Raw genomic sequence first — 16,644 nt, 5'->3', positions numbered from 1 at the left:
GGACATCAGACGTCCGGCTCAGTCGCCCTTGCCCCTCGACCGCCGGTCAGCTCGGCCGCCCGGCCAGCAGCCACTTCGAGGGCAGCACGATCCTTTCCCCGTCGGCGGTGAACTCGACGGTGGTCAGGGGTAGTTCGCCGCTCGCCAGAACCGTGAGGCCCGCGCTGCGCAGGTACTCGGGGACCGCGGCGTCGGCGACCTCGCCGGGGGCGATGCCGTGCCGGAAGATCGGCGCGAGCTTGGGCGGCGGTCCCGACGGGCTCTGGGCTAGGCCGCCGAGGACAGGGCGGGCGGCCTCGGAGAGCTCGACGAGGAAGACCCGGCCACGGCTGCCCACGAGCGTGGCGATCGCGTCGATCACCGGCTGCCGGTCGTCGGGCTCGCACTGGTGCAGGACGCCCCGCATGTAGACGTTGGCGTCGCCGAGCTCCGCGTGCAGCGCCTCGACCTCGCTCTTCTCTGCCGCGTCGAGGAGCCGGTAGCCGGCCTGCCCGGCAGGGTCGGCGTGCCGGGCGTGGTCCAGGGCGGCCTCGGAGATGTCGGCGCCCAGGACCTGCGGAAAGCGTTCGGCGAGGAAGCGGGTCTGGGTGCCGTTGCCGCAGCCGAGGTCGACCAGGGGCAGGCCGGGATCGGTCAGGTGGGGTTCGAAGAGCGGGACGTGGACAGCCGCGGTCACGGCCGGGTCGGCGTCCCAGAACACCGCCCCCGGCTCGTCGGGCGCCTCACGCCAGAAGCCCTCCCAGGCACTCCGGTACCCACTCGTCACGCTCATGCCCAACTCCCCAGGACGCGGCCGCGTATGACCCGCCGTGAGTGACGGGCCAGTACGGTTTACCCTGCGCTGGTTTCGGCCACAAGCGCCTGGCGCGTACCTTCACGCCCCGTTCGGCAGACGTGCGCCCCCTGGATCTTCGGAGCTCGGGTCAGCGGCGCCGTGCGGTGAGTTCGAACCAGACGGTCTTCCCGGCGGCCGTACGGCTGGTGCCCCACTCCCGGGCGAGGGTCGAGACCACCCGCAGTCCGCGTCCCGCCTCGTCGCCGGGTTCGGCGCTGAGCAGGGTGGGCAGGGTGTGGTCGTCGTCGTCGACCTCGCAGAGCAGGGTCTCGCCGCGGATCAGCCGGAGCTGGACCGGGCGGCCGTGGGAGTGCCGCACTGCGTTGGTGACGAGTTCGCTGACCATCAGTTCGGCGGGGTCGGCGAGCCGGGCCAGGCCCCAGTCGTGGAGCTGCTCGCGAACCACGGCGCGGGCGCGGCGCACCTCGGCCGGGTCCAGGGCGAGCCGCCATTCGGCGACGTCCTCCGGCTCGATGCCGTTGAGGCGGGCCATCAGCAGGGCGACGTCGTCCTTGCGGCCGCCGCGGGTGTTGAGGGCGCGGATGATGGTGTCGCAGGCGTCGTCCATGGAGGCGGCCGGGTGGGCGGCGGACTCACAGAGGGTGGCGAGGCCGACACCGATGTCCTCGCCGCGCATCTCGACCAGTCCGTCGGTGCACATGACCAGCCGGTCGCCGGGGTCGACGCGCACCCGCAGCGACTGGAAGGCGACCCCGCCGACGCCGATGGGCGCCCCGGTGGGCAGGTCGAGGAGTTCGCTGCGCCCGTCGACCGCCCGCACCAGAACCGGTGGGATGTGCCCGGCGTTGGCGAGATGCAGTTCACTCTCGATCGGGTCGTAGACGGCGTAGAGGCAGGTGGCGAGATAGCTGTCGCCGAGGCGTTGTGCCAGGTCGTCGAGGTTGCGCAGGAGTTGGGCGGGCGGCAGGTCCATGGCCGCCATCGTCTGCACGGCGGTCCGCAACTGGCCCATCATCGCGGCCGAGTTGAGGCCGTGGCCCATCACGTCGCCGACGACCAGGGCGGTGCGGGCGCCGGGGAGCTTCACCGAGTCGAACCAGTCGCCGCCGACGCGGCCGAGCAGGGTGCCCGGCAGATAGCGGGTGGCGATGTCGCAGCCCGCCATGCGCGGCGGGATGTGCGGCAGCATGCTGTCCTGGAGGGTCTCGGCGACGCTCTCCTGGTAGGTGTACATGCGCGCGTTGTCGAGCACGAGCCCGGCGCGGGCGGCGAGTTCGGCACCGGTGACCCGGTCCATGTCGTTGAACATCTCGCGCTCGGGGTGGCGCAGCAGGATCATGAAACCGAGCACGACCGTGCGCGCCTTGAGCGGGACGACCAGCATCGAGCGGCCGGTGATCAGCGGCCGGATGTCCCGCTTCTCGAACTGGGAGGCGATGGCGTGGCCCATCTCCTCACTGATCCGCGGCACCAGGACCGGTTCGCCGGTGGTCATGCACTGGAAGAACGGGGTGTGCGCCGGGAACGGCATGGCCTCGCCGACGGGGACCACGTCGTCCCAGCGGCCGGGTTCGTCGGTGTGCTCCAGGGCGACCCGGTGCCACATGGTGGTGGTGTCGGGCACGCCGTCCGGGAACTCCTCGCCGGCGACGACCTGTTCGCGCAGATAGGTGCCGGCGACATCGGTGAAGCGGGGTACGACGGCTCTGCTGACCTCGATGATGGTGCGGGACAGGTCGAGCGAGGTGCCGATCTTCCCGCTGACCTCGTTGAGGAATTCGAGGCGTTCGCGGACGGCCGCGTACTCCAGGTCCTCGCCCTCGTCGTCGGCGAGTTCGGCGGGCACCGGCAGCCCCTGGGCGGCCGCCCGGGCGGCGCGCTCCCGGCGGGCGATGCGCTCGGTGCGCCGGGCGACGCCCCAGTCGGGGGTGACGGGCACCCGGTCGTTCTGGCTGAACTCCAGGATGGGGTAGCCGAGTTCGAGGACCTGGGCGACGATCCGGGCGCTCTCGTCGACGCTCATGCTGGGCAGGATCTCGGGCAGCCGGCGGGCGAGCTGCTCCGCGCCGGGGAAGTCGGTGTGCAGGGCGAAGCCGGGCGCGATGCGCTCGACGGCGATGCCCTCGTCCCGCTCGGCCCGGCGCAGCCGCTCGGCGTCCGCGGCGAGCACCAGCAGCCGCTCGTTGCCCGGCCCGACCAGCGGGTAGGCCCACCAGAGCACATCGGCGCGGTCGCGGTCGGGCACGGTGAGCCGGGCGCGGCCCGCGGCCGGGAAGTTCAGCCGCCCGTCGAGGGAGGACTCCAGGTCGGGGCCGAGGCCGTCGTACGCCGCGTAGGCGCCGTACGGGGTGATCTCGTCGTCGGGGAACGCGCCGGAGACGGGCAGCAGGTCGAGGACGGAGCGGCCGATCGCGTCCTCCTTGGCGGCGCCGAACAGCCGCCGGGCGCCGGTGCTCCAGTGCGAGACCCGGCCCTCGCGGTCGACGACGACCACGGCCAGGGGGATGCGGCCCGCCGTGCCGTCCCCAGCACCGAGGCTGGGATATGTGTCCCGCTCGCTGCCATGGTCCATGGCCCAGGCCCTCTCTCCCCACGGCTCCGCAAAAGATCTGTGCCGCCCGCCACTACCGTACGGTGGCCGCCGGTCGCGATGTGTGGCAATCCTGGAATTTGTTTCACCGGACCGCGCCGGCGCGCAGGTCCGCGCCCCGGTGCGGTGCGCACCCGCTCCCGGTCCGGTCCTCTTCAGTCCTCGTGGCCGAGCTGGAGATCGCGTTCGGTGCGGCCGCCGCCCGCGACCTGGAGGACCGTGGCGACCGGCGGGTAACCGGCGGCGATGACGGTGTACTCGCCGGAGGACAGGTCCACGAACCGGAACGTTCCGTCGGCGCCGGTGGTGAGGGTGTCCACGACGTTCCCGGCGGCGTCGAGCAGAGTCACCCGGGCGTCCTCCACGGGCCTTCCGCCGCCGGCCCGTACGGTCCCCTTCAGCACGGCCCCGCCCGCGAGTTCGACGTTCTGCCGGGTCTCCCGGGAGGCCTGGACGGTCACCGGGAGGGCGGCCGGGCGGAAGGCGGGGGCGCTGGCGGCGAGGGTGTACTCGCCGGCCACCAGCTCGGTGATCACATAGCCGCCCTCACGGCCGCTGCGGACGCCGGCGACGACCTCGCCGTGCACGTTGGTGAGGGTGACCGTGGCGTCCCGTACCGGTGTGCCGTCGGCGGTGAGCACGCTGCCCGCGAGCCGCCCGGCGCCGCCGAGGACGACGTCCAGCTCGACGGGCCGCTCGCCGACCGTCACGGTGACGGCCTGCGGCTGGTGGCCGCCGGCGGCGGCGATCAGGACATACGCCCCCGAGCCGGGCGTGGCCAGGGCGTACCGGCCGTCCTCGCCACTGGCGCCCCGGCCGATCTGCCGGCCGACGGCGTCGATGAGGGTGAGCGCGGCGCGCGGCACCGCGGTCCCGTCGGGGTGCTGCACCGTGCCGCAGACGGGGATCCCGGCGCCGGTGTACCGCGACCGGGCCTGCGGGATCGGGGCGTTCACGGCTTCGGTCTCCGTTTCGGCGGTGGGATGGGACACCAGCGGTTTCTCCTTGAGGAAGCAGGCGACGACCAGGCCGAGGACGAGCACCGGGACCAGGTAGAGGAAGATCCGGGGCATGGCGTCGGCGTAGGCGCGGATGTAGGCGTCACGCAGGGGCGGAGGCAGCGTGTGGACCAGCTGCGGGGTGAGGGACTCGGGGTCGGGCAGGCGGGCGCCGGCGTGGGCGGGGAGACGTCTGTGCAGGGCGTCGGTGAGCCGGTCGGCGAAGAGGGTGCCGAAGACGGCGGCACCGACGCTGCCGCCGATCTGCCGGAAGTAGTTGCTGGCGCTGGTGGCGGTGCCGAGGTCGGCGGGCCGTACGGAGTTCTGCACGGCGAGGACCAGCACCGGCATCACCAGGCCGATCCCGGCGCCGAGGACGGCCATCCAGATGCTGTACTGCCAGCGCGGGGTGCCGGCTTCGAGGCGGGACAGCAGCCACATGCCGACGACGGACAGCGCTCCGCCGAGCACCGGGTGGACCCGGTAGCGCCCGGTGTGACTGATGAGCTGTCCCGCGACGACCGACGCGCCGACGATGCCGCCCATCATGGGCAGCATCAGCAGGCCTGACTCGGTCGCCGAGGCGCCGTCGACCATCTGCAGGAAGGTCGGCAGGTAGCTGGCGGCGCCGAACAGGGCCACCCCGACGACCAGACCGACCAGGCCGGTGACGTTGAAGACGGAGTCCCGGAACAGCCGTGGCGGGATGAGGGGTTCGACCGCGTGGTGCTCGACGACGAGGAACAGTCCGGTGGCGGCCACCGCCCCCGCGCCGAGCCCGAGGATGACGTGCGAGCCCCACTCGTACTCCGTTCCGCCCCAACTGGTCAGCAGTACCAGGCAGGTGGAGGCGGCGGCGAGCAACAGGGCGCCCAGCACGTCGAAACGGGCGCGGGGCCGGGGCTTGGGCAGTTTCAGCACGACGGTGATGACGGCCAGGGTGACCAGCCCGAAGGGGACGTTGACGTAGAAGCACCAGCGCCAGGAGAGGTGGTCGGTGAAGTAGCCGCCGAGCAGCGGTCCGGCGACCGAGGCGAGGCCGAAGGCGGCGCCGATCAGGCCCATGAAACGGCCGCGCCGCCGGGGCGGCACGATGTCGGCGATGATCGCCTGCACCCCGATCATCAGCCCGCCCGCGCCGATGCCCTGGACGGCGCGGCAGGCGATCAGCTGGTCCATGCTCTGCGCCCGTCCGGCCAGCGCGGAGCCGACGGTGAAGACGAGGATCGCGAACTGGAAGACGCCCTTGCGGCCGATGAGGTCGCCGAGCTTGCCGTAGACGGGGAGGCCGACGGTGGCGGTGAGCAGATAGGCGGTGATCGCCCAGGACATCCGGTCCAGGCCGTGCAGCTCGCCGACGATCCTCGGCAGCGCGGTGGACACGATCATCTGGTCCAGCGCGGCGAGGAGCAGGGCGAGCATCAGCCCGCAGAACACCAACCAGGTGCGGCGCGGCCCGAGTCCGGGCGCCGGGACGGGTTCCGGCACGGGGGCGTCCGAAGGCGCCGCGACCGGTTCCTCGTACTGCACCAGCGTCGTTCCGCCCACGTACCGCTCCCCTCGTCGCGCCTGCGCACATGTGCCGCCTTATGTCCCGTAGGGCGACAACTGCGAGCAAGCGCGACGAGTTACGGCACGAGTCCGGTCGGCCCGGAGATCCACTCGAACCGGTGAGGAGCCAACAGGCCCGGTTTCCCGGGAGGTTACTTCTCGACCTCGGCGGCGAGCTTGTCGAGCACGGCGTCGTAGATCCGGCCGAGGCCCTTGGGCGCGAAGGTCTTCTCGAAGAAGCCGCCGATGCCGCCGGCGCCCTGCCAGGTGGTGTGCACGACGACCCTGGCCCTGCCCTCGCCGGCCGGGGTGACCCGCCAGGTGGTGACCATGGAGGAGTTGCGGTCCTTCTCGACCAGCTCGCCGTCGGTGGGCTCACTGACCTCCAGGAGGCAGTCCCGGACCCGCTTGCTGGTGGCCTGGAGCTTCCAGTGGACGAGGCTGCCCTCGCCGTCGCCGCCCTCGCGCACCTCGTACTCGCTGAAGTGCTCGGTCAGCAGCTTCGCGCGCGTGCCGCTGTAGTCGGCGAGCGCGTCGAACACCGTCTCCGCATCCGCGCCGACGACCCGCTCCGTAGTCGCCTCGACCTGCGCCATCGCTTTCCTCCAGCACCTGAGTTCTCGGGGTTGCGCCAAGCCAACCACCCCGGCGCCCGGCCACCCAAATCGGGGTGCCGTAAGCGATCGGAAACGCGGTCGGAAACGTCGTCCGCGCGGTCTCCACAGATCGTTCGCACGATCATGGGAACAGATGTTCTATTCTGTGGGCAGTGCTACCGAGGAGGCGTCATGCGCTGGGAGAACCTCACCGAGGAGGCCGGACACGGCCGGGCCGGGGCCGCGCTGTTCGGCGCGGACGCGGTCACGACCCGGACCTTCGACACGCCTGAGTTCCGGGGGCCTCGCGGATGCCGTTCGAATGGACGGTGAACCCGTACCGGGGCTGCACGCACGCGTGCTCGTACTTCACTGCATGACCCTATTGAGCCCGGGAGGGCCGATGCTCAACACTCCGAACGCGGACAAGGCCTGGAAAGGCATGACGAGGTCATTCCCGACCCCGGAGGCGCCAGGCCAGTATGCCGCCCCGAGCAAGGCGGAGAGGACGGCTTACGCCGTGCTGCTGCACGGACCGGCTGCACGCTCAGACGGCGCCGACGCGAGTCAGTGGCTGCTGCTGCGCGACCGCACAGCGAAGCGCCAGTAACCGGCGCACCGGCAGCAGCCACACTTCAGGAACGCGTCAGACGCCCAAGACGCCCTCGAGGTAGTCCTGCACCGGCCCGTACAGGCCACGCGGAACCAGCCCGCGGACGATCGCCCTGCGAGGCCCAGACGACCCCTGTGACTTCCCTGGCGCTCGCCGGGGCGTTTCCCTGTGTGCGCTCAGGTCAGCACAGGCCGTCTTTAGACAGGTAGCTCTTGGCCACACCCACGTGAAGAACCCCCGGGGTGGAGAGCTGATGGCGTCAGATATCGGAGAGGTCACCGGAGTTGGTGCAGGCGGTGATGGACAGTTCCTCGCCGATGACCCGGCACCGCACTCTCGCGCCGGTATAGCCCGGCGGGGTCGAGTGGCGCACCGCGTTGAAGCTGATGGTGCGGTCGGAGCCGACGAGGCGTTCCTCGCCCAGGGCGAGCGCGAGCGGCTCGACGGGCAGAACGTGCAGGGTGGTGCGTTCGATGTCCAGGCGGTCGGCGGGTATCTGCCCGGTCGCCCGATGACGGCGGGAGTTCACCTGCTCGCACCATTTACGACAGGCATCGGCGAGTTCGGCGAAGGAGTCGTAGACGGGCAGCAGATTCGCGCTGGTGGGCACCAGGTCGGCCTTCGCGATGCGGACCGTGGCCTCCGCGCCGCCCTTCGATTCGGGGTCGTAGGGCGCGCAACTGACGACCTGGCAGCCGTTACGGCAGTGTTTGCGGCAGTGTTCAGCGGGCGGCGCAGGCCCGGACGAAGGCGTCGGCGAGTTCGGCTGGGCGGGTGAAGAGGGCCTCGTGGCTGCCGGGGGTCTCGATCATCAGCGGGTTCTTCAGTCGCTGGGGGAAGCGCTCGGCCCAGTGCCACTCGCCGGGCAGGGAGATGTCGTCCTCCGACAGGACGTAGGCGGTGGGGATGTCGAGGGCGTAGAACGCGCTCGTGTCCGGCTTCTCGGTGAACGTGCCGAGCGGCTGCGGGACCAGCACGGAGTGGACGATCCGCTGCGTCTCCTCGTCCGCGTCCTGCATGAACGCCTGCTGGAACACCTCGAACGGGAACGTCACCCCGTTGTTGCCGGAGGCGGCCGCCACGGCACGGAACATCTCGCCGTAGTGCGGCGGGCACGCGTCGATCAGCGACTCGCCATCGTTCGGCACGAACGCGCTCCAGAAGACGAGCCGGCTGAGGCGGGACGCGAGCCGAGGCGCGGCGCCCGTCAGCACGTAGCCGCCCCAGCTGTGGCCGACCAGCGTCACGTCGTTGAGGCCGGCGCGCTCGACGTAGTCCACGAGGCTGTTCACACAGTCGGTGAGGGTCACGTCGCGCGGGTCGTCGTCCTCGCCCAGTCCGGCCAGGGTCGGGGTGTACACCTGGTGTCCGGCGGCTCGCAGCTCGTTCGCGACGGGGCGCCACGCCCAACCGCCGTGGCAGGCTCCGGTCACCAGGACGAAGGTCTCGCCGGTCTCTCGGGTCTCGCTCATGTCGATCTCCTTTGATCGGGTCACAGCTGATCGGTCAGCCCTGATCGGGGTCAGAGCCAGCGCGGGAGCTTCGGGAACTCGCCCGTGCCGCGCAGGTCGTCGGTGCCGCTCCGGCCGGTGAGCCAGGCGGCGAGGGCGTACGGCGGTCCGGAGACCGTCGTACGGGGTGTGGCGGAGCCGAGTACGACGGTGCCGTGACCGCCGTCCGCCGACAGTTCGGCACCGGTGTCGGCGCCCACCCGGGACGTCATCCACCCGGCGACGTCCTCGACCAGGGCCCAGGCCAGTTCGGGAGGCAGCGCCTCCATGCCGACGCCCACGTCGAGGTCGACCAGGTGGAGCCAGACCTCGCGGACCCGCAGCCAGGGCACCTCGGAGGCCTGGATCTCGCGGCCCTGGCCGCTGGTGACCGTGGCCTGCCAGGCGTCGTCGGACAGCATCCGGGCGGCCTTGGCGAATTGTTCGCCGGACGCACGCAGATCGGCCCGCTGCTCGGCGAGCGCACGGCCGGCGCCCGCCTCGATATCGGCTCCCCGCTGGTCCGGCGAGTCGTACATGGGTGTACGGACGTCGGTCGCGGCCCAGGTCAGCAGGTTGACCAGGGCGTCGGCGTTGCGGGCCAGGTGGGTGAGGAGGTGGCCGCGGGTCCAGCCGGGCAGGGCCGAGGGCTCGGCGACGGCGGGGGCGGGCAGTACGTCGACCGCGTCCTCCAGGCGCCGTTGGCCCTCCTCGGCCCAGCCGAGAAGGGTCCCCACAGGGATCACGGCTTCTCCTCGACGATCGTGTTCACGCACTCGCCGACGCCCTCGACCACTGTCCGTACGACCTGGCCGGGCTTCAGGAACACCTTCGGATCACGGGCCGCACCGACCCCTCCCGGCGTACCGGTGAGCACGAGGTCGCCCGGCTCCAGTGTCGTGAACGTGCTGAGGTAGGCGGCGATGTCGGCCGGCGTGAAGAGCAGGTCGGAGGTGCGCGAGCGCTGCATGACCTCGCCGTCCACCTCGAGGCGGATCTCCAGGTCGGCCGCGTCGTCGATCTCGTCGCCGGTGACCAGCCAGGGCCCGGCCGGGGTGCTGGCCTCCCAGGCCTTGCCCTGCAGCCACTGCGGGGTGCGCCACTGCCAGTCCCGCATGGAGATGTCGTTGACGACGGTGTAGCCGGCGATCGCGGCCGCCGCCTCCTCCCGTGTGGCCCGGCGGCGCAGCCGGGAGCCGACGACGAAGCCGAGTTCGGCCTCCCAGTCCAGCTGCTCCGTCTCGCCCGGGTGGACGATGTCGTCGCGGGCGCCGAGCAGGACGTTGGCGAACTTGCCGAACAGGGCCGGGTACGACGGCATCTCGCGGCCCATCTCCGCTATGTGGGTGCGGTAGTTGTGGCCCACACAGAAGATCTTGGCCGGGGTGGTGACGACCGGGGCGAGGTCGAGGGCCGCGGTGTCGTGGGCCGGGCCGTCGGCGGCGGCCGCGTGCGTGCGCCAGTCGGGGCGGCGCAGCAGGGCGGCGACATCGGGGGCGCCGGTCTCCACGGCCTTCTCGCCGTCGATACGGACGGCGGCGGTGCCGTCGGCGGTGCGGATGGTGGCGAGCTTCATGAGGCGGAACTCCGGGTCTCGGTACGGGCCAGGTTGAGCGCCTCGTAGAGCGGCGCGTCGTTGAAGGTGAAGAGGTCGAGGCCGCTGCCGGCTGCCGCGATGGTCAGCTCGCACCAGGACGGCACGGCGATCAGGTCTCCCTGGGTGACCTCGGTGACCCGGTCGTCGAGCGTGACGGTGCCGCTGCCGCGGAACACCTGCCAGACCGACGAACCCACGGTCCGGCGGGCGGCCGTCGCCGCACCCGGGCGCAGCCGGTGCATCTCGGTGCGCAGGCTGGCGAGGGCGTCGCGGCCGGTGGCGGGGTTGGTGAAGCGGATGCCGGCGTGACCAGGCTCGATGACACCGGGCAGGCCCTCGTCCGCCAGCTCCAGCTGGGCGGTGAGCGCGTCGTCGGTGTCCGCCCAGCGGTAGGCCATCAGCGGGGAATGGGGGGTGTCCCCGGCCGCGATCGGCCGCAGCCCCGGGTGACCCCACAGCCGCTCCGAACGCGAGCGCGACGGGGTCGACCGGTCCGATACCCCGTCCTCGCCGAACTCGAAGAACCCGGCGTCGAGTCGGTGCACGAGCGGGATGTCGAGGCCGTCCAGCCAGACCATCGGCGCGTCGCCGACGTGGTGGTGGCCGTGCCAGTGCATGGACGGGGTGAGCAGCAGGTCACCGGGGCGCATCTCGACGGCGTCGCCGTTGACGACCGTCCACACGCCCTCGCCCTCCAGGACGAACCGGAAAGCGCCCTGCGAGTGCCGGTGCGCGGGGGCGACCTCGCGGGGGCCAAGGTACTGAATCGCCGCCCAGAGATTGGGAGTTGCGTACGGCCGACCGGGCAGACCCGGGTTGGCGAGCGCGATCGCCCGCCGCTCACCGCCCCGCCCGACCGGCACCAGATCGCCGGAGCGGCGAGCCAGCGGCAGCAGCGTGTCCCACGGCCAGATGTGCGGTACCGCTTCCGGCTGCGGGGTGAGCGGCATCAGGTCGCCGATCTCGGTCCACAGCGGGATGAGCCCGGCCGCGGCGAAGCCGTCGTACAGCTTGCGGAGTTCGGGGTCGGTCTCCTGAGGGGCTATGACGGTGTCGGTGGTCATCAGGCGTCTCCTTCGGCTTCGGCTTCGAGGCGGCGTGCGATGTCGGCGCGCAGTGACTTCTTGTCGATCTTCCCGACCTTGGTGGCGGTGAGTTCCGGGACCGTGACCAGCCGGTCGGGGAGCTTGAAGCGCGCGGTGCCGGCGTGCTCCATGACCTGGTGGACGTCGGCGAGGGTCACCGTTCGGCCGGGTTCGGGGACGACGTAGAGGCAGATGCGCTCGCCGAGGTCGGCGTCGGGCATCGCCACGGCGGCGGCGCGGGCCACGCCCGGGGTCTGGTAGGCGAAGTTCTCGATCTCCTCGGCGGAGATGTTCTCCCCGCCCCGGATGATCATGTCCTTGTCGCGGCCCTCGACGACGAGGTTGCGGTCAGGCAGCAGGCGCACGATGTCGCCGGTGCGGTACCAGCCGTCCTCGGTGAAGGCGCGGGCGTTCTGCTCCTCGGCGCGGTAGTAGCCGCGCGGGGTGTAGGGGCCGCGGGTGAGCAGCACGCCCGGGGTTCCTTCCGGGACCGGGTTGCCCAGTTCGTCGACGACGAGGAGTTCGTCGTCCTCGCACATGGGGCGGCCCTGGGTCGTGCAGATGATGTCCTCGGAGTCGTCCAGGCGGGTGTAGTTGAGGAGGCCCTCGGCCATCCCGAACACCTGCTGGAGGGTGCAGCCGAGCTCCGGGCGGACGCGGCGGGCGACGTGGTCGGCCAGGCGCGAGCCGCCGACCTGGAGGACGCGCAGCGAACTCAGGTCCGCTTCCAGGTGGTCCTCTCGGTACTCCAGCCAGCGCTGGGCGATGGCCGGGACCACGGCGGTCGCGGTGACGCCCTCGCGCTCGATCAGCGCGAAGGCCTTCTCCGGGCTGGGCGAGCCCAGGACCACGCGTCCGCCGACCAGCAGCGTGCCGAGCAGGCCCGGGCAGGCGAGCGGGAAGTTGTGCGCGAGGGGCAGGGCCGCGAAGTAGACCGTGTCGGGGCCGAAGTCGCAGACCTCGGCGCTGCGGCGGGCATTGTAGACGTAGTCGTCGTGGGTGCGGGCGATGAGCTTGGGCAGTCCGGTGGTGCCGCCGGAGAGCAGGAAGACGGCGATGGAGCGGCTGTCGGGCCGGTACGCGTCCACGGCGGCCCGGTCCTTTGGTGTGCCGGGCGCGGCGCACAGCTCCCGCAGGTCGACGCCCCCGTCGCCGATCTTGTCGCCGAGGACGAGGAGGTGCCGCAGGGTCTCGGAACGCTCCGCGATCTGGGCCGCCATGGCCTGGTGGTCGTGGTCCTTCAGGAAGTCCGGCACCGCGATCGCCACCGCCTCGCTGTGCTCGACGAGATGGCCGATCTCGTGCGTGCGGTGGCCGGGCAGGGCCATCACCGGGATCACACCGAGCCGCAGGCAGGCGTACGTCAGGATCACGGACTCGGCGGAGTTGGGCAGTTGCACCACGAGCCGGTCGTCCGGGCCGAGGCCCAGCGCGGCCAGCCGCAGCGCGGCGGCGTCCGCCCGCTCGGCGAGCTGCCGATGTGTCAGCCGTTGGGTGCCGTCGAAGACCGCGACCGCCTCGGGGTTCGCGTCGGCGACGGCCAGGAGCCGGTCACCGATGGCGTGGCCCTCCCAGTAGCCCTTCGCCGTGTAGCGCTCGGCGTACTCCGCGGGCCAGGGCACAGCGCCGTTGCTGGTGGGCCTGGGCATGGTCGTTCTCCTTACCGGTGGGGTCGATCGACGATCACAGCGTCGAGCGCGATCAGGCCGTCGGCGGTGAGGCGCAGCGGGTTGATCTCGATCTCGGCGGTGTCCGGGCTGGCGGCCAGGGCGGCGGCGAGCGTGGCGGCGACCCGGCCGAACTCGGCGCGGTCGAGCACCGGCCCGCCGCGCCAGCCGTCGAGCAGCGCACGGGCGGCCAGCTCGTCCGGCATGGCCGCGGCCTCGGCCTCGGACAGCGGGGCGAGCCGGATCGCCACGTCGGCGAGCGCCTCGGCAGCCGTGCCGCCCAGCCCGGCCAGCACGACCGGCCCGAAGACCGGGTCCCGCCGCGCCCCGAGGACGAGGTCGACGCCGGACGGGGCCATCGACTCGACGAGGTAGCGGCGGTCGGAACCGATGGCGTCCAGCGCCGCGTCGAGCTCCGCGGGGGTGCGGACACCGAGGTGCACCCCGCCGATCTCCGTCTTGTGCAGAATCCCGGCGTCGAGGACCTTCACCGCCACCGGCCCGCCCAGCACGCGCAGCGCGTGGTGCGCCTCGGCACGGTCACGGCAGGCGACCCGGTCGGGGGTGCGGATCCCGAGGTCGGCCAGGAAGGTCTTGGCGGCATCCTCGTCGAGGGGACCTCCGGGCACTCGGTGGCCCGCGCGAAGCTCCCCCTCGGGGACCGACAAGGCTCCCTGCCGGGCATGCGTCACCAGCGCCCGTACAGCGTTGGCGGCGGAGGAAGGCCCCGTGAGCGCCGGGATGCCCGCCTTGTGCAGCCGCGCCCGCTGCTCGGCGACGTCCTCGTGGAGGCCGCCGACGACCACCACGGCCGGGAAGTCCGCGCCGAGGCCGGCGTCCTGGGCGGCGGACGCCACGTCCACGCTGTCGGGCTCGGCGAGGGCGTAGACGGCGAGCAGGTCCACTGCCGGGTCGGCAGCCGTCGCGCCCAGCACACGGGCGAAGGTCTCGCCGGGCCGGCCGGTGTCGACCGGATTGCGCTGGTAGGTCAGCGGGGGCAGAAGCCCGCCCAGGATCTCCTGCGTGGACTCGGCGAGTATCGGCGTGCGTACGCCGTCGGCGCCCGCCCGGTCCGCCAGCAGGAGACCCGGACCCGCCTGGGCGGTCACGATACCGAGCCCCGGGTCCTGGTTCGGGCGGAGCCGCACGCGGGAGAGCGCGGTGAGCGCGTCCACCAGCTCCCGTTCGTCGTCCACGACCACCGCCCCGGCCTGCCGCAGCGCGGCTCGCGTCGTACGCCAGCCGGTGGCCAGCGCGCCGGTGTGCGACCGGGCGAAGTCACCGACGTCGCTGCGGCCGACCACCAGCGCCACGACGGGCTTGACGGCGGCGACCCGGCGTACGGCGGCCACCAGGCGCGGTCCGTCGGGCACCGTCTCCACATGCAGGGCCACAGCTGTCGTACGACCGTCTCCCGCGAGGTGCTCCAGGACGTCCGCGGAGGTGACGTCGAGGCCCGCTCCGATGCCCACGCCGAGGCTGATCCCGTTGCCCGCGTCGGCCAGGTCGAAGGCGAGCGCGTGGTTGACGCCGCCGCTGGCCGCGACCACCGCGATCTCCCCGGCCGGCAGCTGCCCCGCCGCGGGGACGAAACTGGCCGTCAGCCCCAGGTGGGGCGCGAAGTAGCCGGAGGTGTTGGGGCCGAGCAGCCGGATCCCGGTCTCCGCTGCGACCCGGCGCAGGGCGTCGGCGTACCGCTCGCCCTCCGGGCCCGCCTCGCCGAAGCCGCCGGCGCAGACCAGCGCCGCACGGCAGCCCGAGGCGGCCGCCTCGGCCAGCGCGTCCGCGCAGCCGGAGGCCGGCACGCACAGCACGGCCAGGTCGAGCCTTGCAGCGGTGTGCGCGGCGGCTTCGGCGACCGAGGCGTACACGCCCGCGTCGGGGTCGGGGCGGCGTGCGTTGACGAGGGCTCGCGCGCCGGGGAAGGCGGCCAGGGAACGGGCCATGGCGGCGCCGAGCTTGCCGGCCTGCCGCGAGGCGCCGATCACGACGACGCCCTCGGGAGCGAAGAGTGGGGTCAGGTCAGTGGTCATGCGCCGGCCTCCAGGTTCGTAGAGCCCACCAGGTCGGCCCGCCCCGACAACAGGAGTGTCTCGGCGCGGTCGTCGTCCATGCCGTCCTCCACGATCAGCGCGGGCACTCCGTGCACCAGCCGGGCCTGCTCCGCGACCAGTGACCGGGTGAGCGGGGTTCCGCCATGGACGGCGACCAGTTCCGCGGGCACCTCGTCGGCCAGGCGGCCGTACACCTCGGCCAGGCCCGCCTCCGCGTCCGGCGCGGTGAGCCACCGGCAGCCCCCGGCCTTTCGCAGGCCCTCGATCTCCTGCGCCCTCAGGCGACGCCCGGCGAAGCTCCGCCCACCGACCGTCAGCGGCGTGTCCAGGGGCGCCAGCCCCTCGTGCCCCGCCCGCCAGTCGTCCTCCACGCGCGCCACGAACGCCGGATCACGGCGCGCGATCCGTTCCTTGCCGATGCTGCGCGAGATGAAGTGGAAGGCGAACCGGGTCGGCTCGAACGCGTCGTGGTAGCGCCCGAAGTGCTCCCACCAGGACAGGCTCGGCCGCGCGGAGCCCTGGATCTTCGCCACCGAGGGCTGCCGCGCCGCCTCGTACGCCTCCAGTGCGGTCGGCAGGTCGTCCGGGTGCGCGATCAGGCTGTCGGCGAGCGCGATGGCGTCCTCCAGGGCCATCTTGGTGCCGGAGCCGACGGAGAAGTGCGCGGTGTGCGCGGCGTCGCCGAGCAGGACGACATAGCCGCTGTGCCAGCGCCGGGTGCGCCGGGTACGGAAGTTGCCCCAGCGCGAGTTGTTGACCAGCAGTTCGTGACCGTCGATCTGCTCGGCGAACAGCTTCTCCAGGTACTGCTTGCTCTTCTCGTCGCTCGGGCCGGGCGGCTGCGCGGTGTCGAACTCGTCGAGGCCCGCCCGCCGCCAGGACTCCTCGTCGGTCTCCACGATGAAGGTGCTGACCTCGTCGCTGATCGGGTAGCCGTGCACGGCGAAGGTGCCGTGCGGGCCCTGCTCGTGCACGAAGGTGAGCCCGTCGAAGAGGTAACTGGTCCCGAACCAGATGAACTTGGCGGTCGCGACCTCGGCCTCCGGGACGAGCACATCCGCGAACCGGTCGCGGAAGCGGGAGTTCGCGCCGTCGGCGGCCACGATCAGGTCGTAGTCCGCGAGCTCGGCGGGGTCCGCCGGGATCTCGGTGCTGAAGCGCAGCTCGACCCCGACCTCCTCGGCCCGCCGGTGCAGCAGTTGGAGCAGGGTCTTGCGGGTGATGGCGGCCATGCCGTTGCCGCCGCAGTGGAGGCGCTGCCCCTTCAGCCGGACCTCGATGTCGTCCCAGTGCCGGCCGTGCTCCGCCAGACCAGTACGCAGGACCGGGTCGGCCGCGTGGATGGCGGCCAGGGTCGCGTCCGAGAACACCACGCCGAAGCCGAAGGTGTCCTCCGCCCGGTTCCGCTCGAAGACCGTCACCTCGACCGACGGATCGGCCTGCTTGATGAGCGCCGCGAAGAACAGCCCACCGGGGCCGCCTCCCACGCAAGCGATCCGAGAAACCATGGCTCCTGCCTCCACGTCGAGAACAAGCGACGGGCTCACGCCCACCAGCAGTATGTGTCACTCCACATACGGGCGTCAATGGTTTGAAACATGAAGAGC

Annotated in this window: 12 protein-coding genes and 1 pseudogene; 1 reads left to right on the top strand and 12 read right to left on the bottom strand. The window is 72.3% G+C overall.

Translation table 11 applies throughout. From position 1 onward, the window contains the following. Window positions 1-46: 46 nt before the first annotated feature. From OHB00_RS41615 to OHB00_RS41600, 4 genes are all read right to left on the bottom strand, one after another. On the bottom strand, window positions 47-772 hold the full coding sequence (locus tag OHB00_RS41615) for a class I SAM-dependent methyltransferase (RefSeq protein ID WP_406442874.1): 726 nt from the start codon (window positions 770-772) through the stop codon (window positions 47-49). A 151-nt stretch (window positions 773-923) separates the two neighbouring features. Further along, on the bottom strand, window positions 924-3,368 hold the full coding sequence (locus OHB00_RS41610; RefSeq protein WP_406442872.1) for a SpoIIE family protein phosphatase: 2,445 nt from the start codon (window positions 3,366-3,368) through the stop codon (window positions 924-926). Between the two features lie 173 nt (window positions 3,369-3,541). After that, window positions 3,542-5,932, bottom strand: a complete 2,391-nt coding sequence (locus OHB00_RS41605; protein ID WP_406442871.1) for an MFS transporter — start codon at window positions 5,930-5,932, stop codon at window positions 3,542-3,544. 155 nt (window positions 5,933-6,087) lie between these two features. Continuing rightward, window positions 6,088-6,531 carry an SRPBCC family protein gene (locus OHB00_RS41600; RefSeq protein WP_406442869.1) on the bottom strand — a complete coding sequence of 148 codons (444 nt, stop codon included), beginning with the start codon at window positions 6,529-6,531 and terminating at the stop codon, window positions 6,088-6,090. Between the two features lie 192 nt (window positions 6,532-6,723). Here OHB00_RS41600 and OHB00_RS41595 point away from each other — a divergent pair. Beyond that, a pseudogene (locus tag OHB00_RS41595) lies at window positions 6,724-6,899 on the top strand (radical SAM protein); the annotation flags it as partial. A 504-nt stretch (window positions 6,900-7,403) separates the two neighbouring features. Here the strand turns inward: OHB00_RS41595 and OHB00_RS41590 are convergent. The 8 genes from OHB00_RS41590 to OHB00_RS41555 form a co-directional block, all read right to left on the bottom strand. Beyond that, entirely contained in the window at window positions 7,404-7,754 is a 351-nt protein-coding gene (locus OHB00_RS41590; RefSeq protein WP_406442867.1) for a hypothetical protein, read from the bottom strand. 112 nt (window positions 7,755-7,866) lie between these two features. Next, window positions 7,867-8,616, bottom strand: a complete 750-nt coding sequence (locus tag OHB00_RS41585; protein WP_406442866.1) for an alpha/beta fold hydrolase — start codon at window positions 8,614-8,616, stop codon at window positions 7,867-7,869. 50 nt (window positions 8,617-8,666) lie between these two features. Continuing rightward, window positions 8,667-9,380: a maleylpyruvate isomerase family mycothiol-dependent enzyme gene (locus OHB00_RS41580; RefSeq protein ID WP_406442864.1), complete on the bottom strand. Its 714-nt coding sequence runs from the start codon at window positions 9,378-9,380 to the stop codon at window positions 8,667-8,669. After that, window positions 9,377-10,210, bottom strand: coding sequence for a fumarylacetoacetate hydrolase family protein (locus OHB00_RS41575; RefSeq protein ID WP_406442862.1), 834 nt, complete (start codon window positions 10,208-10,210; stop codon window positions 9,377-9,379). The genes OHB00_RS41580 and OHB00_RS41575 overlap by 4 nt, the downstream gene beginning before the upstream one ends. Further along, window positions 10,207-11,295 (bottom strand): cupin domain-containing protein, encoded by a 1,089-nt coding sequence (locus OHB00_RS41570; protein ID WP_406442860.1) that lies wholly within the window; start codon window positions 11,293-11,295, stop codon window positions 10,207-10,209. The genes OHB00_RS41575 and OHB00_RS41570 overlap by 4 nt, the downstream gene beginning before the upstream one ends. After that, the gene (locus OHB00_RS41565; RefSeq protein ID WP_406442858.1) at window positions 11,295-12,965 is read right to left on the bottom strand and encodes a (2,3-dihydroxybenzoyl)adenylate synthase; all 1,671 of its coding nucleotides are present in this window, start codon (window positions 12,963-12,965) and stop codon (window positions 11,295-11,297) included. The genes OHB00_RS41570 and OHB00_RS41565 overlap by 1 nt, the downstream gene beginning before the upstream one ends. A gap of 11 nt (window positions 12,966-12,976) precedes the next feature. Then, entirely contained in the window at window positions 12,977-15,016 is a 2,040-nt protein-coding gene (locus tag OHB00_RS41560; protein WP_406442856.1) for an acetate--CoA ligase family protein, read from the bottom strand. After that, the gene (locus OHB00_RS41555) at window positions 15,013-16,545 is read right to left on the bottom strand and encodes an FAD-dependent monooxygenase (protein ID WP_406442855.1); all 1,533 of its coding nucleotides are present in this window, start codon (window positions 16,543-16,545) and stop codon (window positions 15,013-15,015) included. The genes OHB00_RS41560 and OHB00_RS41555 overlap by 4 nt, the downstream gene beginning before the upstream one ends. Window positions 16,546-16,644: the final 99 nt, after the last annotated feature.

The organism is Streptomyces sp. NBC_00631, from assembly GCF_045206895.1.
Lineage (GTDB): Bacteria > Actinomycetota > Actinomycetes > Streptomycetales > Streptomycetaceae > Streptomyces.
This window is presented reverse-complemented; position numbering and strand designations above follow the sequence as displayed.